Genomic DNA, 19,390 nt, shown 5'->3' with positions numbered 1-19,390 from the left:
TCGAGCGCGGAGAGCGTGAGGTCCATGGACCGCCAGAGTCCCCCCGGTGAGGTGCTGCCGTCGGCCGCACCCGGGCCGGTGACCGCCGGCCACGAGCCCTTCTCCGAGCAGGACATCCGCGCCCTCGTCGGAACCGCAGCCGTCGAGAAGGGCACCGCGTACGCGGACGAGGGCCGCGTGCGCGAGCTGCAGTGGTTCGGCGGCCGCACCCGCCTCTTCGGCCAGGTCCGCGGATCCGGGCGCTCGCCGTACGCCGTGAGCGTGCAGCTCCGCGACGAGGGCGAGCACTGGACCCTCCTCGGCGGCGCCTGCAGCTGCCCGGTCAAGCACGAGTGCAAGCACGTCGCCGCCGTCCTGATCGAGGCCCTGCGCCGCGAGCGCGAGGGCGGAGTGGCCGGTCCCTTCCCGGGCGAGGCCGCTGTCGACGCCGTCCCGGAGTGGCGCAGCGCGCTCGCCCCGCTCCTCGCCGGCGCGGAGCGCTCGCACACCGGCATCCCGCTCGGCCTGCAGTTCGAGCTGCTGCCCGGCGAGCCCGTGCGTCGCCCGCCCGGCCGCTACAACTCCTACCGGCCGCCGCCCGAGCCGCGCCCGCGCCTGGGCGTGCGCCCGGTGCGGATGGGCGACCGCGATCGTTGGGTCCGTACCGGCACCAGCTGGCGCGACCTCGGCTACCTGCACTACAGCCACGACTACGACGAGCGCCAGATCGACGTGATCCGCGAGATGCAGGGCCTGCTCTCCGGGCACAGCGCCTCCAGCTACTACTCGCCCGACACCTGGCTCTACCTCGACCAGTGCCGGAGCGAGGCGATCTGGGCGGCCCTGCACGGCGCCGTCCGCGCGGGCATCGGCCTGGTGATGGGCGACCGCGACCAGACGCCGCTGAAGATCCTCGACACGACGGCCACCGCCTCCATCGACGTCACGCGCACCGCCGCCGGCCTCGAGCTGCGCTCGCTCGTCGCGATCGGCGACCACCCGGCGCCCGAGGAGTTCGGCTTCATCGGCGACCCGGCCGTCGGCCTCTACACGTGGGAGGGCGGCGACGAGATGCGCGCCCGCCCGGTCACGCTCATCCCGTTCGCCGCGCCGCTGCTGTCCTCCGCGCGCACGTTCCTCTGGAGCCGCGAGGCCATCCGCATCCCGGTCGCCGAGGAGTCGGCGTTCCTCACCGAGCACTACCAGCGGCTGCACCGGCTGTTCGACATCGTCTCCCGCGACGGCTCCTTCGAGGCGCCCGCGGTGCCCGAGCCGCGCCTCGGCCTCACCCTCGAGCACACCGACGGCGCGGGCCTGCGCGGCTCGTGGTGGTGGCGCTACGGAGTGGAGGGGGCGCGCGGCGGCGTGGACGCCGAGCGGCTCCCGCTGCGGGTCGGCGAGGACGCGGGCTACCGCGACCCCGAGGCCGAGCAGCGGATCCTCGACTCCCTCGTGGGAGCGGGTCTCGACCCGGAGTCGACGCCCGCCCTGGTGTCCCCGTCGAGCAGGCGCCTGCGCCCCACCTTCGACCTGCGCGGCATGCAGACCGTCGGCTTCCTCACCGGCGAGGTCGAGCGGCTCCGCGAGCTCGGCACCGTCGAGATCGAGGAGATCGGCGAGCGCGTCGAGTACCGCGAGGCGCAGACCGCGCCCGTGGTCGCCGTGCAGACCGTCGCCCAGCCCGACAGCCGCGACTGGTTCAACCTCGAGATCTCCGTCACCGTCAACGACGAGGCGGTCCCGCTGGCCGAGATCTTCCTCGCGCTCGCCCGCGGCGACGAGTACATGGTGCTGCCGAGCGGCGTCTACTTCGCCCTCGACGACGAGCGGTTCGGCCGCCTCCGCGAGCTGATCGCCGAGGCCCGCGAGCTCTCGGACGACCCCGGCGAGACCCTGCGGATCAGCCGGTTCCAGTCCTCCCTCTGGGACGAGCTGGTCGAGCTGGGCGTCGTGGAGGCGCAGGCCGCCGCGTGGCGCCGCTCCGTGGAGGGGCTCTCCGGCTTCACCGCGACCGGTGCGCTGGAGTCGCGGGTCCTGCCCGAGGGCTTCGCCGTGGAGCTGCGGCCCTACCAGCAGCTCGGCTACGACTGGCTCTCGTTCCTCTACGACAACCAGCTCGGCGGCGTGCTCGCCGACGACATGGGCCTGGGCAAGACCGTGCAGTCCCTCGCCCTGGTCACCCGGGTGATGCAGGAGCAGCGCGCCGCGGCCGCGGAGGCGGGCACCTCGCCGCGCCCGTTCCTCGTCGTCGCGCCCACCAGCGTGGTGCCCAACTGGGTCGGCGAGGCCAAGCGCTTCGCCCCGGACCTCCGCGTCGTCGGGATCGACGAGACGTCGAAGAAGAAGCGGAAGGCGCTCTCGAGCGTCATCGGCGAGGCCGAGCTGGTCGTCACCTCCTACGCCCTGTTCCGGCTCGACTACGAGTCGTACTCGGGCATCCAGTGGTCGGGGCTCCTCCTCGACGAGGCGCAGTTCGTCAAGAACCGCCAGTCGGCGACGCACCAGCTCGCGCGCCGGCTCGACGTGCCCTTCAAGCTCGCCATCACGGGAACGCCGATGGAGAACAACGTGATGGAGCTCTGGTCGCTGCTGTCGATCGTCGCTCCGGGCCTGTTCCCCTCGCCCGCCGGGTTCGTCGAGTTCTACCAGAAGCCGATCGAGCGCGAGGCCGACAGCGAGAAGCTCTCGCAGCTGCGGCGGCGCATCCGCCCGCTGATGCTGCGGCGCACCAAGGAGCTCGTCGCCAAGGAGCTGCCGCCCAAGCAGGAGCAGACCCTCGAGGTCGAGCTCGGCCCGAAGCAGCGGAAGGTCTACGACACGTACCTGGCGCGGGAGCGGCAGCGCGTGCTGGGCCTGATCGGCGACTTCGAGAAGAACCGCTTCGCGATCTTCCGCGCGCTGACCGTGCTGCGCCAGGTCGCGCTCGACGCGGCACTGGTCGACGAGGCGCACGAGAGCGTGCCCTCGACCAAGCTCGACCTGCTCGACGAGCTGCTGGGCGACGCCCTCGGCGAGGGGCACCGCGTGCTGGTGTTCAGCCAGTTCACGCGGTTCCTCGGCCGGGTCCGCGGCCGGCTGGACGCGGCGGGCATCGAGTACGCCTACCTCGACGGAGCGACGAAGAAGCGCGACGAGGTCATCGAGCGGTTCCGCTCGGGCGCGGCGGGCGTGTTCCTGATCTCGCTCAAGGCCGGCGGCTTCGGGCTCAACCTCACCGAGGCCGACTACTGCATCCTGCTCGACCCGTGGTGGAACCCCGCCACCGAGTCGCAGGCGGTCGACCGTGCGCACCGCATCGGGCAGACCCGCTCGGTCATGGTCTACCGCCTGGTCGCGAAGGACACGATCGAGGAGAAGGTGATGGCCCTCAAGGAGGCGAAGGCCGCGCTCTTCGCCGCGGTCATGTCGGACGACGGCGCAGCGACCACCGGCGGGATCACCGCCGAGGACGTGCGCGAGCTGCTGGGCTGAGCGCCGCCGCTACTCGCGCACCTGCTCCAGCAGGGTCGTGACGGCGGCGCGGGTGTCGGCGGCGAGTCGTCCGAGGCGGTGCGCGGCACGGATCGACACCGGCCGGTACGGGTGCACGAGCCGCCGGGCCGCCGTGCAGGGCAGCGCGAACGCCGCGACGACGCCCGCGTCGATCCCGTCGAGTCCGCCGTCGTCCCGGCCGAAGACGAGCTCCCGACCCTCGCGGGCGAGAGCCTCCGGCAGGTCGGCCTCGCCGATCGGGAGGCGCAGCACGGCGAGCAGGCCGGCCGCCTGCACCCGGCGCGGCAGCGGGCGTCCGAGGCGTCCCGCCGCGTGCACCGTGAAGAAGTCGGCCTGCCGCTCGAGGATGCCCGTGACCGTCTCGGCGAGGCGCTCCATCTCGGGGTGCAGCGAGAGCCGGGCGAGCCGGCGGTAGCCGTGCACCGCGACCCGGGCGTCCACCGCGAGAGCCAGCGCGACGGGGCCGGCGAGGGAGGCCGCGGCACGGTCGAGGAGCGGGCGCGACCTCACCGTCGGCTCCGGCGGGCGGACGTCGATGCCGCGGATCTGCGGCGAGGCCGCGAGCACGTCGCCCAGGGCGTCGGCGATCCGGTGCCGCTCGGCGGCCCAGACGGACGCGAACGCGCGGACCTGCTCGTCGGGGTGGGCGCGCGCGAGGGGGAGCACCCGGGCCACGGTGGCGTGCTCGATGGCCCGCAGGTACGCGGTGGCGACGATGGCCTCGCGGTCCAGCGGCACCTCCTCGAACTCGCGCACCGAGAAGTGCTCGCGCAGGGCGCCGTGCGCGCTGCGGTGGTGGTCCTCGAGGTCGAACGGTTCCGCGATGCCCACGTCGTGCTCCTCCGCTAGTCCGGTCCCTCCATCCTGGGCCCCCGGTGCAAGAGGCGGAAGAGCACGCGCCCATCCCTGGGACACTGGGAGCCGGTCGTCAGGCGGCCGGGGGAGCGGGGCGGGATGAGCGGGGCCCGGACCTCGGCGATCGGCGCCGTCCTCCTCGCCGCCGTCTGCTTCGGCACGACGGGGACCGCCCAGGCCCTCGGAGCGGCGGGCGTGGATCCGCTCCTCCTCGGGGCGGCGCGCATCGTCCTCGGCGGCGCCCTGCTGGCCGCTCTCCTCGGCGTGGAGGCTCTGCGCCGGCGGAGCCGCTCCCGCCCGACCCGCGCCGTCGTGCTGCTCGTCGTGCTCGGAGCGGTCGGCGTCGCCGCGTACCAGCCCGCCTTCTTCACCGGCACCGCGCAGAACGGCGTCGCGGTCGGAACGATCGTCGCCCTCGGCTCCGCTCCCGCCTTCACCGGCCTGCTGGAGTGGCTCGTCCTGCGGACGACGCCGAGCCCGCGCTGGTTCGCCTCGACCGCGCTCGCCGCGGTCGGCGTGGTACTCCTCAGCGGAGGCGGATCCGGCGGCGTGACACTCCCGGGCCTCGCCGCGTCGGCCGGCGCCGGCGCCTCCTACGCGCTCTACGCCGTCTGCGGCAAGCTGCTGCTCGAGCGCGGGCTCAGCCCCGTCGCCGCCATGGGAGCCCAGTTCGGGGCCGCGGCGCTGCTGGCGCTCCCGTTCCTGCTGCTGGGCGATCCGTCGCGGCTCTCCGGCTCGATCCCGGCCGTCCTCTGGCTCGGAGTGGCGACGGTCGCCGTGGCCTACACCTTCTTCGCGCGCGGCCTGCGAGTACTTCCCGCGGCGACCGTCTCGACGCTCACCCTCCTGGAGCCGGCGACCGCGACCCTCCTCGGCGTGGCGGTGCTGGGCGAGCGGCTGACCACGGGAGCCGTCCTGGGCGTCGCGGTGCTGGTGGCGGCGGTGCTGCTGCTGGCGGTGCGGGGGCGCCGCCGTTCCGGTGCGCGGACAGAGGCGCCGCCGCGCTCCGCGGAGTAGCGTCGACTCCCACCGACCCGACGACGAGGCGGAGCGCATGACCAACCCGTGGCTGGCCCGCCCTGGCAGCGGTCGGCGGCGCGCGCTGGTCGAGGAGTCGTGGGAGCGCGCACGGCGGCGGCGCCTCGATCCGGACCGGCTGACGGCACCGCTCTCGTTCTCGGGAGACGACCTCCGCGAGTACCGCACCGGGCATCCGCTCGCCTCGGTCCTCCCTGTCATCCGCCGCCTGCTGGTGCGCGACGCCGACGAGGACAGCGGCGTGCTCGTCGCGGTGGGCGACGCGCTCGGGCGGCTGCTCTGGATCGACGGGGACCAGCACCTCAAGAGCCTCGCCGAGGGGATGTCGTTCGTCGAGGGCGCGGCGTGGGCCGAGCCCGACGTCGGGACGTCCGCGCCGGGGACGGCCCTCGTGCTCGATCACGGCGTGCAGATCCACGGCGCCGAGCACTTCGCCTCGCTCGTGCACCCGTGGAGCTGCACCGCCGTCCCCGTGCACGACCCCGAGACGCACGAGATCCTCGGAGTTATCGACATCACCGGCGGCGCCGACGTCGTCGCCCCGCAGACCCTCCCGCTGATGGAGGCGACCGCCGCCGCCGTCGAGAGCGAGCTGATGGTGCAGCGGCTCCTCCGCCCGCGGCGGCCCGCTGCACGGAGCACGGCGGCGGCCCGGGCGCCGAGCCTGCGGGTCCTCGGGCGCGAGACGGGCCTGGTGACGGCCGCCGGAGCGACGCTCGAGCTGAGCACCCGGCACGCCGAGATCCTGACCCTGCTCGCCTGGCACCGGGCCGGGCTCTCGGCCGAGCAGCTCGCCCTCCTGCTCCACGGCCGGGATGACGCGGTGGTCACCGTCCGCGCCGAGATGGTGCGGCTGCGCCGCGCGCTCGAGCCGACCCTCCCGCGCCTGGTGCCCCTCTCGCGCCCCTACCGCCTGGCGAGCCCGGTCGACCTCGACGCCCGCCAGGTGCTGGGCCTGCTCGACCGCGGCTCCCACCGCCTCGCCCTGGACGCCTACCGGGGCGCGCCGCTGCCCTCGTCCGAGGCGCCGGGGATCCGGGCGATCGCCGGCGAGCTGCGCCTGCGGGTGCGGGCGAGCGTCCTCGCCGATGCGGCGCCCGCGACCCTCCTCGCCTGGGCGGAGGGCCCGGACGGCCGCGACGACGCGGAGGTGTGGCGGGAGCTCCTGCGCGTCCTCCCGCCCCGCTCGCCGCGGCGTGCCGGTGTCGCCGCGCACCTCGAGACGATCGAGGCGGAGCAGCGCTGAGCCGTTCCGGTCGCTCCCGGGACTCCCGCCGGAGCGTCCAGCCGCGGAGCCGTCTCGCTAGCCTCGACGCATGAGCACCCTCGCACCACCTCCCCGGGCCCTCGCGAGCGGAGTCGCGGGGGGTCTGCTCCTGATGGCGGTCTTCACGATGTGGTGGGCGAGCGACACCACGGTCGGCTGGCCGGCACCGGCGGCGACGACCGCCGTGACCGTCTGCGCGCTCGCGGCCGTGGTCTTCGCCGTGCAGGCCGTCCGCCTCCTCGTCGCCCGGCGGAGGATGGCGGTGGAGCTCACCGACGCCGACCGCGCGGCGAAGCCGAACGGCGTGCTCTTCGGGGCGGTCTTCGCCGCGGAGGGCGTGCTGATCGGTGTCGCGGTGGGAGTCCTCACCGGCACCGGGCTCGAGCGGTTCCTCGTGCCGGCCATCGCCGTGATCGTGGGCCTGCACTTCTACCCGATGGCGAGGATCTTCGGCCGGACCCTCGACCTCTGGCTCGCCACCTGGACGACGCTGGTCGGAGCGATCGGAGTCGTCGTGGTTCTCGTCGACGGCTCCGCCTGGCCGCAGGTGTGGTCCTGGGTCGGCGCGGGGGCCGCAGCGGCAACGGTGACCTACGGCGTCTACATGAGCCGGATCGCCCAGCGCCTGCTCGCGAGCGTCTGAGGTCCGGGCCGCGGGGCCCTCCTCCTCGGGCGGCCGCGTCTCCGCCCGGCCGGTCCGGTCTCCGTCCTCGCCGCTCCCGCCGGTGCGTCGACCCGTGCAACGTCGTGCAACCCCCCGCGACGTAGCGTCAGGACCGGGCGCCCACCCCGCGCCCACGACAACGACGTCGATGGAGGTCCACATGACGCTGTACGCCGACCAGGTCGCCGAGCAGGCACCGCAGGAGCCGGGTTCCACGGTCTACGCGAATCCAGGCACGGAGGGATCCGTCGCCTCCTTCCGCTCGCGCTACGACCACTACATCGGAGGCGAGCACGTCGCCCCCGCGAGCGGCCAGTACTTCGAGAACATCACCCCGATCACCGGGAAGCCCTTCTGCGAGATCGCCCGCGGCACCGCCGCCGACGTCGACCGCGCCGTCGAGGCGGGCTGGAAGGCGTTCGCGAGCTGGGGGAAGACCAGCCCCGCCGAGCGCTCGAACATGCTCCTGAAGATCGCCGACCGCATGGAGGCGAACCTCGAGCTGCTCGCCGTCGCCGAGACGTGGGAGAACGGCAAGCCCGTGCGCGAGACCCTCGCCGCCGACATCCCCCTCGCGATCGACCACTTCCGCTACTTCGCCGGAGCGATCCGCGCGCAGGAGGGAGGCGTCTCCGAGATCGACCACGACACGATCGCATACCACTTCCACGAGCCGCTGGGCGTGGTCGGGCAGATCATCCCCTGGAACTTCCCGATCCTGATGGCCGTGTGGAAGCTCGCGCCGGCGCTCGCCGCGGGCAACTGCGTGGTGCTGAAGCCGGCCGAGCAGACGCCGGCGTCCATCCACGTGCTGCTCGACCTGATCGGCGACCTCATCCCCGCCGGCGTGCTCAACGTCGTCAACGGATTCGGGTTCGAAGCGGGCGCCCCGCTCGCCTCCCACCCGCGCATCCGCAAGATCGCCTTCACCGGCGAGACGACCACCGGCCGCCTGATCATGCAGTACGCCAGCGAGAACCTCATCCCGGTGACGCTGGAGCTGGGCGGCAAGAGCCCCAACGTGTTCTTCGCCGACGTCGCCGCGGAACGCGACTCCTTCTACGACAAGGCGCTCGAGGGCTTCTCGTTCTTCGCCCTCAACCAGGGCGAGGTCTGCACCTGCCCGTCGCGGGCGCTCGTGCAGCGCTCGATCTACGACGACTTCGTCGGAGACGGCCTCGAGCGGGTCAAGCGGATCAAGCAGGGCAACCCGCTCGACACCGCGACGATGATCGGCGCCCAGGCCTCGAACGACCAGCTCGAGAAGATCCTCTCCTACATGGACATCGGCAAGCAGGAGGGAGCGAAGCTGCTCATCGGCGGCGACCGCGCCGACCTCGGCGGCGAGCTCAGCGGCGGGTACTACGTCAACCCGACCGTGTTCGAGGGCCGCAACTCGATGCGCATCTTCCAGGAGGAGATCTTCGGCCCCGTCCTCGCCCTCACCTCCTTCGACGACTTCGACGACGCGATCGGCATCGCCAACGACACCCTCTACGGCCTCGGCGCCGGAGTGTGGAGCCGCAACGGCGCTCAGCTCTACCGCGCAGGCCGGGCCATCGAAGCAGGCCGCGTCTGGTCGAACACCTACCACCAGTACCCTGCGCACGCGGCGTTCGGCGGCTACAAGCAGTCGGGCATCGGACGCGAGAACCACAAGGTGATGCTCGACCACTACCAGCAGACGAAGAACCTCCTCGTCTCCTACGCGGAAGGACCGATGGGCTTCTTCTGAGCTGGTTGGCACGGACTCCTCGTTCCTCGTCGCCCGTGCCGCGGTCGGCTCGCCGATGTGGCCGGGTGGGGAGGAGCGGGGAGCGTCCGCACCGAGACGGATCCGCTGGCACGCGGATCCGCCGTTCGGTGCTGGTGTGCACGGGCTCCTCGTTCCTCGTCGCCCGTGCCGCGGTCGGCTCGCCGAGGTGGCCGGGTGGGGAGGAGCGGGGAGCGTCCGCACCGAGACGGATCCGCTGGCACGCGGATCCGCCGTTCGGTGCTCGGCCCTTCGGGCGAGGCACCTGACGGCGCGCGGAAGGACGGTGCTCGGCCCTGCGGGCGAGGCACCTGACGACGCGCGGGAGAACGGTGCTCGGCCCTTTCGGGCGAGGCATCTGGCGGCGCGCGGGAGAACGGTGCTCGGCCCTTCGGGCGAGGCACCTGGCGACGGGCCGCCCGCTCGTGCTGATCGAGTAGTCCGCGCAGCGGCGTATCGAGACGCCGCCCGGAGGAGTGTCCGGCGTCAGCGGTCGGGCGCACACAGACATTCCGCACCACGAGCGAAGGAGCACCACTCATGACCTCCACGAGGGTCGACGTCACTGCGGAGGCGGCCGGCATGCTCCGCCGGATGACGGCGCTGCACGGGCCGCTCATGTTCCACCAGTCGGGCGGATGCTGCGACGGCAGCTCCCCGATGTGCTTCCCCGCCGGGATGTTCCGCACCGGCGCCTCGGACGTGCTCGTCGAATCGCTCCGGCTCGACGGCCTGGACCCGATCGACTTCTGGATGTCCCGCTCCCAGTTCGAGTACTGGAAGCACACCCACCTCACCGTCGACCTCGTCGACGGGCGGGGCAGCGGATTCAGCGTCGAAGCCCCCGAGGGCAAGCGCTTCATGATCCGCAGCCGACTGCTCACCGACGACGAGCTCGTCGAGTTCGGACTGCTCCCCGCCGGAGCCGTCGAGCCCTGAGCCGGCTTCCCTGACCCGTTCCCCCCCGGACCCGTTCCCGTCGCAGATCCTCGCCGACCGGCGACATCCCGGTCCAGCGGTGTCAGCCGCCCGGAGCAGGAGCGGGCGGCGCCTTCCCCGTGCTCAGCTGCACGCCCACCACCGATCCCTTGTCCACGCGGGTGCCCGCGGCCGGACCGGTGCCGGCCACGGTGTTCATCGGCTGCGTCGAGTCGACCTGCGACGTCGCTCCGGGAGTGAGCCCTGCTGCGGTCAGCGCCTGTGCGGCGGAGTCGCTGGTCCGGCCCGACAGGTCCGGCACGGTGACCTGCGGCGCCGCGATGAGCGACTGGTCGGCCTGCGGGAAGTCGGAGCCGCCGTAGCGGGAGTCGATCGCCGTCATCAACGGCTTCCAGATCCGGTGGCGTGCCGAGGGCGCCCAGCCGCTGTCGAAGTCGATCGAGTCGAGGTTCACCCTCGAGCCGTCCGCGCGTGCCGAGATGCTGCCGACCCAGACCGCGAGGGAGGTCTCGGTCGAGGCGCCGATGGCCCAGGTGTCGGCGGAGTTGTCGGTGGTGCCCGTCTTGGTGATGTGCTGGATGCCGTTCTTCGGATCGTCCTCGACACCCGTGCCCTCGGCGGTCACCTTGAGCATCGTGTACTGCATCGCCGAGGCGACCCTCGACGACACCGCCCGGCTGCAGGTCGTCTCCACCGGCTCGATCTCGCGGCCGTCCGCTCCGACGATCGCCGTGATCGCGACGGGGGTGCAGGTCGTGCCGTTCGCGGCGATGCCGGAATAGGCGGTCGCCATGGTGAGCGGTGCGATCTCGTTGGTGCCGAGGACCGCTCCCGGCGACTGCACGAGCGCGGTCCCGTCCGCGCGGTGCACTCCGAAGGCCTCGGCCTGCTTGCGGATCTCGCACTGGTCGAGCAGGTGCGACATCCCGGTGAAGCCCGTGTTCAGCGAGTAGATCGTCGAGTACAGCGCCGTCTGGGTGTCGGTGTAGCCGCCGTCGCCGGCGTTCTTGGGGTTGTAGGAGTCGTAGTCCCAGGTGCCCTCGCAGCTGTCGGCGAAGCCGGTCCAGTTCTTCTGCTTCGAGTCGAACTGCTCGAGCAGGGTGTGCCCGCGGTCGAGCCACTCGGCGAGCGTGAACACCTTGTAGGCGGAGCCGGTCTGGAAGCCGTTGCCGCCGCCCGCGGACGCGTCGACGTTGAGGTTGATCGCCGAGAACTCCGGCCCGCTCGCGATCACGTCCGGGTCCTGGCTGTAGCGCTTGTTCTGCACCATCGTGAGGATGCGCCCGGTGCCGTTCTGGACGGCGACCGCCGTCGCCCCGACGTCGAAGCGCGGATCGGAGGAGGGGACCTGCTCGTCCATCAGCTCCTGCGCGGTCCTCTGCAGATCGAGATCGATCGTCGTGTAGACCTTGATCCCGCCCTGCTTGATCGCCGCGTAGCGCTCGTCGTCGGTCGCTCCGAGCGCCGGGTCGTCTCGGAGGACGTGGGTCACGTAGTCGCAGAAGTAGGCCGCGCTGCCGGCCGTCTGGCATCCGGTGGACGGCGGGGTGATGTCGGGGGTGATCGCCTCGGCGGCCGCGGCGTCGTGCGCAGCCGGGTCGATGCTCCCCGTCTCGAGCATCCGGTCGAGGATGTAGTCGCGCCGCTCCCGGGTCTGCGCGTAGCCGGTCGCTTCGCCGTTGGCCGTGTCGTCCGGCCGGTCGAAGCGGAACTTCTCGGGGTTGTTCACGATCGCCAGGAGCGAGGCGGACTGCGCGAGGGAGAGGTCGGCCGCCGGGATGCCGTAGTAGTACTCCGCCGCGGCCTCGATGCCGTAGACGGTGCCTCCGAACAGGGCGATGTTGAGGTAGCCGAGGAGGATGTCGTCCTTCGAGGACACCTTCTCGAGCCCGATCGCGAGCCGCATCTCCTTGAGCTTGCGCTCGGCCGTGGTCGCCGTCGCCTCCGCGTACGCGCGGTCGCGGTCCGCCTCGTCCGGGATCGATTCGGCCTTCTGCACCAGCACGTTCTTCACGTACTGCTGCGTGATCGACGAGCCGCCCTGGGTGTCGCCGTCGAGGAGGTAGGTGCTGGCGATGGCGCGGAGGGTGCCCTGCAGGTCGATCCCGCCGTGGTCGTAGAAGCGCGGGTCCTCGCTCGCGACGAGCGCGTCCTTCACGGAGTCGGCGATCCGGTCGGCCGGGACCTCGATCCGGTTCTGGTCGTAGAAGGAGGCCAGCAGCGTCGGATCGTCCGGGTCGCCCGCGTAGACGTCGCTCTTCTGCATCAGGCGCCCGACCTCGAGGTAGCTCGGGAGGGACTGGAACGCCGAGATGGTGCCGGAGGTCGCCGCGCCGGTGAGCGCGGCGGCGGGGGCGACCACGAGCGAGGCGAGCAGACCCGCCAGGACGCTGACGATCACGAATCCGAACAGCGCGCCGAGAGCCCCGTGGACGGTTCGACGGGGCTGGAAGACGGGGACGTTCGGTCGCTTCAGGATGGATCCTCTCGCTGCACCAGCACCCTAGGCGAGGCCTGCGACATCCCCGACGAGGCGCGCCACGGCCGCGCCGGACGCCCGTCCGCCCGGAGTCGGCGCGACGGCGCCCGCGCAGGCTCGGCGCCACGACAGCAGAGGGGGCCGACCCCCGGAGGGATCGGCCCCTTCACGGGACGGGCGACGTCTCTACTCGATCAGGTCGCCGTTCAGGTCCGAGATGTCGTTCGGATTGGCCGGAGCCTTGCCCGTGCTCACCTGGAGGGGGATCACCCCGCCGGCGACCGCCGTCTCCTCCGCGCTCGGCGTCGTCGACACGACGGAGCCCTCAGGGATCGTCGCGGAGTCGACCGACTCGTGCATCCCGACGACGAAACCGGCGGCGGTGAGGATCGCCGTGGCGCTCTCGACCGTCTCGCCCGTGACGTCGGGGACCTCGGAGTTCGCCGCCGATCGCGGCGAGTACGCGAGCATCGAGGCCGGCGGTGCCGTGAAGTCGTCGCCGCCGTACTTCTCGTCGAGCGCCGTCATGATCGGCTTCCAGATGGCGTGCCGGGCGTTGGAGGCGCGGATGGTGCCCTTCTCGCCCGTCAGGCTGATGAAGCGCAGGTTCTGCTTGGTGTTGTCGGCGAAGCCGTTGATGCTGCCGACCCAGACCGCCAGGGAGGCGGCCTTGCTGGCGCCCGCCGTCCACACGTCGGCGGCCTCGTCGGTGGTGCCCGTCTTGCCGATGTGCTCGATCCCGTCGAAGGGGTTCGAGGCGTAGGCCGTTCCGGAGGTCATCACCCGCTGCATCGCGTACTGCATCCCTCGGGCGACCTCGGGCGACACGGAGGGCGTGCACGCCGATGCCGGGGCGGCGACGGCGTTGCCCTCGCTGTCGGTGATCCGGTCGATGACGATCGCCGAGCAGGTCGTGCCGTCGTTCGCGATCCCCGCGTAGGCGTTGGCCACCGTCAGCGGCGCGATCTCGTTCGTCCCGAGGACCGAGGCCGGCCCGTTGGCGAGCTCGCGGCCGTCGGCGCGGTGCATCCCGAACGACTCGGCGGTGGTGCGGATGTCGCAGAGGTCGAGCTGCTGCGCCATTCCCATGAAGCCGGTGTTGATCGAGTTCGTGGTCGCGCCGAGCGCGCTCATCGAGCTCGCGTCCTCCGACGGGTCGTCGTTGCGAGGCGAGAACCTGCCGTAGTAGCCGCCGTCGCCCTCGACGTTGCACTTCTGGGGGTAGGAGCTGAAGCCGGAGGTGGGGGAGGCGAACGACTCGTTGACGGTGTGCCCCGCCTTCAGCCACTGCGCCAGCGTGAACACCTTGTAGGTCGATCCGGTCTGCACGCCGGAGCCGCCGCCCATGCTGAGGTCGACGTTGAGGTTGATCGCGCTGTAGCCGGGGTTCGCGGCGAGGAACTGCTCGTCCTGGCTGTACTGCGTGTTCTGCACCATGGAGAGCACGCGGCCCGTCTTCGCCTCGACGGAGGCGGCCGTCGCGCCGACCTGGAAGCGCGGGTCGACGGAGGGGATGTAGGCGTTGAGCGCCGCCTGCGAGACCTGCTGGATGTCGAGGTCGAGGGTCGTCACGACGTCGAAGCCCCCCTGGCGGATGCGCTGGTAGCGCTCGTCGTCGGTCGCCCCGAAGACGGAGTCGTTGCGGAGGACGTTCAGCACGTAGTCGCAGAAGTACGCGGCGTTGCCGGCGGTGGTGCAGCCGGTCGAGGGCTCCGTGATGTTCGGGGTGATCGGCTCGGCGACGGCGGCGTCGTGCGCGGCCTGGTCGATCCGGCCGTGCTTGAGCTCCTCCGAGAGGATGTAGTCGCGGCGCTCCTTGGTGGCGGCGTAGCCGTTGGCGGCGCCGTTCGCCTCGTCGCCCGGGTTGTCGAAGCGGAACTTCGCCGGGTTGTTCACGATCGCCAGCAGCGCGGCCGCCTGCGAGGTCGAGAGCTGGCTCGCGGGGATGCCGTAGTAGTAGTTCGCCGCGGCCTCGATGCCGTAGACGGTGCCCCCGAAGAGGGCGATGTTGAGGTAGCCGAGCAGGATGTCGTCCTTCGACGCCTCCTTCTCGAGTCCGATCGCGAGGCGCATCTCCTTGAGCTTGCGCTCGGGGGTCGGGTCCGTCGCCTCCTGGTAGGCCTTGTCGCGCGCGGCCTCGTCGGTGATCGACTCCGCCTTCTGCACCAGGACGTTCTTGACGTACTGCTGCGTGATCGACGACCCGCCCTGCAGGTCGTCGCCCGTCAGCGTGACGGCGATGGCCCGGAGCGTGCCCTGGAGGTCGATGCCGCCGTGCTCGTAGAAGCGCGGGTCCTCGCCGGCGACGGCGGCGTCCTTCGCGGACTGCGCGACGTCGTCCCAGCCGACCTCCACGCGGTTCTGGTCGTAGACGGAGGCGAGGAGGGTCGTCCCGTCGCTCGCGTAGACGTTGGTGCGCTGCATCAGCTGGCCCACGTCGAGGTAGCCCGGCAGGTTCTGGAACATGCCGATCGTGTTGCTCGTCGCCAGGCCCGTCAGCGCGAGAGCCGGCGTGACGCCGACGGTGATCAGGACGCCCGCCACGGCGCTCATCCCGATGAACCCCATGACCGCCCGCAGCGACATCCCGAGCGGCCGGACGGAGCGGCGGGATGCAGTGGGAAGTGCCATGGAGCGGTCGTCCTTTCGACGCGGCGCGGGGCCGCGGAGATGTGAGGGAGGGTGGCGAGAAGCCTCGCGAGCAGTCGCGCGATCCCCCGGGTTCATGGTACGTGACGGGTGCGCCCGCGGGGCGTCCTCCTCCCGGTGGAGATGAGGAGCTGGCGGGTGATGCGCAGGAGCGGGCGCGTCCGGGGTGCTGACCTCGGGTCGATGCATCCGTATCGTGGGGGGAGCGCCGCTCCGAGGGGCGCTGCAGCACCCGTTCCACCCACCGCTCCGGGGCCCCGGGCGGCCGGCCCCGGCAGAAAGCGCACACCATGGCACGCATCCACGACGACGTGACCCAGCTCGTCGGCAGGACCCCTCTCGTCCGCATCAACCGGCTGGAGGGCGCCGACCAGGCGACGGTCCTCGCCAAGCTCGAGTTCTACAACCCCGCGAACAGCGTGAAGGACCGCATCGGCGTCGCCATCATCGACGCGGCCGAGGCCTCCGGCGAGCTGCACCCCGGCGGGACGATCGTCGAGGGCACGAGCGGCAACACCGGCATCGCGCTCGCGATGGTGGGCGCCGCCCGCGGCTACAAGGTCGTCCTCACGATGCCCGAGACGATGTCCGTCGAGCGCCGGGTCCTCCTCCGCGCCTACGGAGCCGAGATCGTGCTCACCCCCGGCAGCGAGGGCATGCGCGGAGCGGTCGAGCGCGCCCGCGCGATCGTCGACGAGACCCCCGGCGCGATCCTCGCCCGCCAGTTCGAGAACGCCGCCAACCCCGAGGTGCACCGCCGCACCACCGCGGAGGAGGTCTGGGAGGACACCGACGGCGCGGTCGACGTCTTCGTGGCCGGCATCGGAACCGGCGGCACCATCACCGGAGTCGGCCAGGTGCTCAAGGAGCGCAAGCCCGGCGTGCAGATCATCGGAGTGGAGCCGATCGACTCCCCGCTCCTCACCCAGGGCACCGCCGGTCCGCACAAGATCCAGGGCATCGGCGCCAACTTCGTCCCCGCGATCCTCGACCGCGAGGTCTACGACGAGATCATCGACGTGACGCTCGACGACTCCGTGCGGGTGGCTCGCGAGATGGCCGCGCAGGAGGGGATCCTCGGCGGCATCTCCTCCGGCTCGATCATGTGGGCCGCGCTCGAGGTCGCGAAGCGCCCCGAGAACGCGGGGAAGACCATCGTCGCCATCGTCTGCGACTTCGGCGAGCGGTACATCTCGACCGTCCTGTACGAGGACCTCCGCAGCTGAGCCCCTCGAGACGAGGCGGGACGCCCCGCTCCGGACGCGACGGTCGGCCGGAGCGCCGCGTCCCGTCCGGACCGGAGCGTCCCGGGCTCCTCGCCCTGCTCCGCGAGGACGTCCGCACCGCCCGGGAGCGCGACCCCGCCGCCCGGAGCGTGGTGGAGGTCGTCCTCTCCTACCCGGGAGTGCACGCGGTCTGGGTGCACCGCGTCGCGCACGCCTGGTGGCGGCGCGGCCTCCGTCTGCCCGCCCGGCTGCTCAGCCAGGCGGCGCGCGCGGCGACCGGAGTGGAGATCCACCCCGGTGCGACCATCGGCCGGCGTCTGTTCATCGACCACGGCATGGGCGTCGTCATCGGCGAGACCGCGCGGATCGGCGACGACTGCATGCTCTACCACTCCGTCACGCTGGGCGGGAGGTCGGCCCGGCGCGAGCGTCGGCACCCCACGCTCGGCGACCGGGTGGTCGTCGGCGCCGGCGCGGTCGTCCTGGGCCCGCTCGTGCTCGGATCGGACGTCAGCGTGGGCGCGAACGCCGTCGTGGTGAAGGACGCGCCCGACGGGGCGGTGCTCGTCGGCATCCCGGCCCGCGATCTGCGCGATCAGGGCGGGGAGGAGGACCCGCTCGCCGGGTCCGGCCGCTCCACCGGACCGGCGGGACGCGTCTAGCCGGCGACGCTCAGTCGTCGCCCCGCGGCGAGATGTCGCGCGGGGCGCTCTTGATCTGCGCGAAGGCGTCCAGCGCGTGCGCCCGCGTCTCCTTGAGGTCGACGAGGGGCGCCGGGTAGCCGTCCGCGCCTCCGGTCAGCGTGTCCTCGAGCGTCCACGGCTCGTGCACGGCGGCGCCCTCGACTCCGCCGAGCTCCGGCACGTTGTGGCGGATGTACTCGCCGGCCGGGTCGAACTTCCTCGACTGCGTGACCGGGTTGAAGACCCGGAAGAACGGCGACGCATCGGCTCCCGAGCCCGCGACCCACTGCCAGTTCGCGGCGTTGCTCGCCGGGTCCGCGTCGACCAGGGTGTCCCAGAACCACTCCTCGCCCACCCGCCAGTCGACCAGCAGGTTCTTGATCAGGAACGACGCGGTCACCATCCGGACCCGGTTGTGCATGTAGCCGGTGCTCCAGAGCTCGCGCATGCCGGCGTCCACCAGGGGGTAGCCGGTGCGCCCCTGGTGCCAGGCGTCGATCGCCTCCTGGCCGGGGCGTCCCCACGGGAAGGAGTCGAACCGGGTGTCGAAGTTCGCGGTCGCCAGATCCGGCCAGTGGAACAGCAGGTGGTAGCAGAACTCGCGCCAGAGCACCTCGGAGAGGAACCGGTCGCTGCCGTCGCCGCGGTGCAGGCCCTTCGCGTGCGCCTCCTCCAGGGCGTGCCACACCTGGAAGGGGCTGATCTCGCCCCACCTCAGGTGCGGGGAGAGGTTCGAGGTGGCGTCCTCCGCCGGCCGGTCGCGGCCGTCGGCGTAGTCGTCGAGCTGCTCCGCGAGGAACGCGCGCAGCCGGTCGGCCGCCGCCTTCTCGCCGGGGACCCAGCGCTCGCGCAGCCCTCCCGCCCAGTCGGGACGCGTGGGCAGCAGCTCCCAGTCGTCGAGGGAGTCGGAGGCGATCTCTCCCGTGACGCCGTCGAGCGAGCGGGGGCGGGGGAGCGGCGCGCGCGGCGTCGGCTTGGCGCGGCAGGCGCGGGCGAAGGGCGTGTAGACGGAGTAGGGGCCGCCCGCGCCGGTCTGCACGGTCCACGGCTCGAACATCAGCGAGCCCTGGTGGCTCTCGGCCTCGAGGCCGCCGTTGCGGAGCGATTCCTTCACCGCCGCGTCGACGGTGCGCTCGGCCCTCCCGTAGCGGCGGTTCCAGTGCACGGCTCCGGCGCCGATCTCCTCGGCGAGCTGGAGGACGACGGCCTCGGCCGGCCCGCGGCGCAGGATCAGCGGGGCGCCGTGCTCGCGCAGGTCGGCGGCGAGGGCTGCGAGGCTGCCGTGCAGCCACCAGCGGGAGGCGCCCCCGAGCGGACGGATGCCCGCCGATTCCTCGTCGAGCACGTAGCAGACCGCGACGGGGCCGCCACGGTCGATCGCGGCGCGCAGAGCGGGGTTGTCGGCCAGGCGCAGGTCGTCGCGGAGCCAGACGAGGGTGGGGGAGGTGTCACTCATGGTGACCACCATGATCCGCGAGTCCCGCGCCGCGGCGAAGACCTGGCCGGTCGCTGCGGCCCGTGCTAGCGGGGACGGATCAGGAGGAGGCGATGCCGTCGCGGAGCTTGTCGCAGAGCGCGGTCAGCTGCTTCAGCTCGTCCTCGTCGAGGACGCCGCCGACCTGCTCCGAGATGGTCCTCATGTGGGTGAGCGCGACGCGGCGGAAGAGCGCGTAGCCCTCGTCGGTGATCGCGATGATCGTGCCGCGGGCGTCCGCCGGATCCTCGCTCTTCTCGACGCAGCCGCGAGCGGCGAGCCGGTCGATCAGCCTGCTGACGCTGGGCTGCGTCAGGAGGACGTGCCGGTTCAGGTCGCGCAGCCGTGCGCGCCGACCGGGCTGCCGGGTGAGGTTGAAGAGCACGTCGTACTCGTTCATCGAGATCTCCCGCGAGGGGAACTCGGTGCTCAGGGTGCGCATCACCTGGACCTGGGCGCGGAAGAGCGACTCCCAGGCGGCGACGGCCTCTCTCGACCCCACTGGTCCTCCTTCTCGGCGCTCAGGAAGCGGTTCCCTGACATCCAGACGCCGTACAGCCTACGCCGGGGTGCTGGGAGGAGGGGAGCCGGAGGAGGGTGGCCGGGGGAACGACAGAAGGCCGGCCGCTGAGGCGAGCGGCCGGCCTTCATTCCCTTGCACCAAGAGTGTCCTGCAATCACTTCTCGCGCTTCCCGCCACAGCAAACGGTCGACGCACTTGAACTATATAACGACCCGGTAACGACGCAACCCTCTCTTTCCTGAATCCTCCCTGAGCCGCCCCGCCCCGCCCGTCGCCGCGCCCGCCCGCGCTCCGCACGACTCTCTCCTGACCCAGGACGCCCCGTCTGCTGCCTCCGACGTCCGCACCGAACCGCAGCCCATCCCTGAC

At 72.2% G+C, this 19,390-nt stretch carries 13 protein-coding genes; 8 read left to right on the top strand and 5 right to left on the bottom strand.

Features of this window, described 5'->3' with window-relative positions:
- Positions 1-24: 24 nt before the first annotated feature.
- Positions 25-3,450, top strand: a complete 3,426-nt coding sequence (locus tag C5C39_RS05475) for a DEAD/DEAH box helicase (RefSeq protein WP_104352849.1) — start codon at positions 25-27, stop codon at positions 3,448-3,450.
- Positions 3,451-3,459: 9 nt separating this feature from the next.
- On the opposite strand, the gene C5C39_RS05470 is transcribed toward C5C39_RS05475, so the two are convergent.
- Positions 3,460-4,302: a hypothetical protein gene (locus C5C39_RS05470; RefSeq protein ID WP_104249760.1), complete on the bottom strand. Its 843-nt coding sequence runs from the start codon at positions 4,300-4,302 to the stop codon at positions 3,460-3,462.
- 123 nt (positions 4,303-4,425) lie between these two features.
- On the opposite strand from C5C39_RS05470, the gene C5C39_RS05465 reads away from it, so the two are divergent.
- The 5 genes from C5C39_RS05465 (at position 4,426) to C5C39_RS05445 (ending at position 9,987) form a co-directional block, all read left to right on the top strand.
- Positions 4,426-5,343 (top strand): DMT family transporter, encoded by a 918-nt coding sequence (locus tag C5C39_RS05465; RefSeq protein WP_104352848.1) that lies wholly within the window; start codon positions 4,426-4,428, stop codon positions 5,341-5,343.
- Between the two features lie 37 nt (positions 5,344-5,380).
- On the top strand, positions 5,381-6,610 hold the full coding sequence (locus C5C39_RS05460; RefSeq protein WP_104224191.1) for a GAF domain-containing protein: 1,230 nt from the start codon (positions 5,381-5,383) through the stop codon (positions 6,608-6,610).
- A 70-nt stretch (positions 6,611-6,680) separates the two neighbouring features.
- Entirely contained in the window at positions 6,681-7,274 is a 594-nt protein-coding gene (locus tag C5C39_RS05455) for a hypothetical protein (protein ID WP_104352847.1), read from the top strand.
- A gap of 181 nt (positions 7,275-7,455) precedes the next feature.
- Positions 7,456-9,030 (top strand): aldehyde dehydrogenase family protein, encoded by a 1,575-nt coding sequence (locus C5C39_RS05450; protein WP_104226069.1) that lies wholly within the window; start codon positions 7,456-7,458, stop codon positions 9,028-9,030.
- A gap of 558 nt (positions 9,031-9,588) precedes the next feature.
- Positions 9,589-9,987, top strand: a complete 399-nt coding sequence (locus C5C39_RS05445) for a DUF779 domain-containing protein (protein WP_104249764.1) — start codon at positions 9,589-9,591, stop codon at positions 9,985-9,987.
- Positions 9,988-10,069: 82 nt separating this feature from the next.
- Here the strand turns inward: C5C39_RS05445 and C5C39_RS05440 are convergent, their stop codons facing one another.
- The gene (locus C5C39_RS05440) at positions 10,070-12,388 is read right to left on the bottom strand and encodes a transglycosylase domain-containing protein (protein ID WP_104352846.1); all 2,319 of its coding nucleotides are present in this window, start codon (positions 12,386-12,388) and stop codon (positions 10,070-10,072) included.
- A 264-nt stretch (positions 12,389-12,652) separates the two neighbouring features.
- Positions 12,653-15,097 (bottom strand): penicillin-binding protein, encoded by a 2,445-nt coding sequence (locus C5C39_RS05435; protein ID WP_181028729.1) that lies wholly within the window; start codon positions 15,095-15,097, stop codon positions 12,653-12,655.
- Between the two features lie 308 nt (positions 15,098-15,405).
- Here C5C39_RS05435 and cysK point away from each other — a divergent pair, with 308 nt between their 5' ends.
- Together cysK and epsC are read left to right on the top strand one after the other, a co-directional pair.
- Positions 15,406-16,341, top strand: a complete 936-nt coding sequence (cysK, locus tag C5C39_RS05430) for a cysteine synthase A (RefSeq protein ID WP_104224197.1) — start codon at positions 15,406-15,408, stop codon at positions 16,339-16,341.
- Between the two features lie 95 nt (positions 16,342-16,436).
- On the top strand, positions 16,437-17,003 hold the full coding sequence (epsC, locus tag C5C39_RS05425; protein WP_104352891.1) for a serine O-acetyltransferase EpsC: 567 nt from the start codon (positions 16,437-16,439) through the stop codon (positions 17,001-17,003).
- Between the two features lie 10 nt (positions 17,004-17,013).
- Here the strand turns inward: epsC and C5C39_RS05420 are convergent, their stop codons facing one another.
- Together C5C39_RS05420 and C5C39_RS05415 are read right to left on the bottom strand one after the other, a co-directional pair.
- Positions 17,014-18,480, bottom strand: coding sequence for a deoxyribodipyrimidine photo-lyase (locus C5C39_RS05420; protein WP_104352892.1), 1,467 nt, complete (start codon positions 18,478-18,480; stop codon positions 17,014-17,016).
- Positions 18,481-18,559: 79 nt separating this feature from the next.
- Positions 18,560-18,940 carry a MarR family winged helix-turn-helix transcriptional regulator gene (locus C5C39_RS05415; RefSeq protein ID WP_104247054.1) on the bottom strand — a complete coding sequence of 127 codons (381 nt, stop codon included), beginning with the start codon at positions 18,938-18,940 and terminating at the stop codon, positions 18,560-18,562.
- Positions 18,941-19,390 lie beyond the last annotated feature (450 nt).

The sequence above is a fragment of the Rathayibacter sp. AY1F3 genome (assembly GCF_002931975.1).
Taxonomy (GTDB): Bacteria; Actinomycetota; Actinomycetes; order Actinomycetales; family Microbacteriaceae; genus Rathayibacter.
Note: the sequence above shows the minus strand (reverse complement) of the source record. Positions and strands in the feature narration are given on the sequence as shown.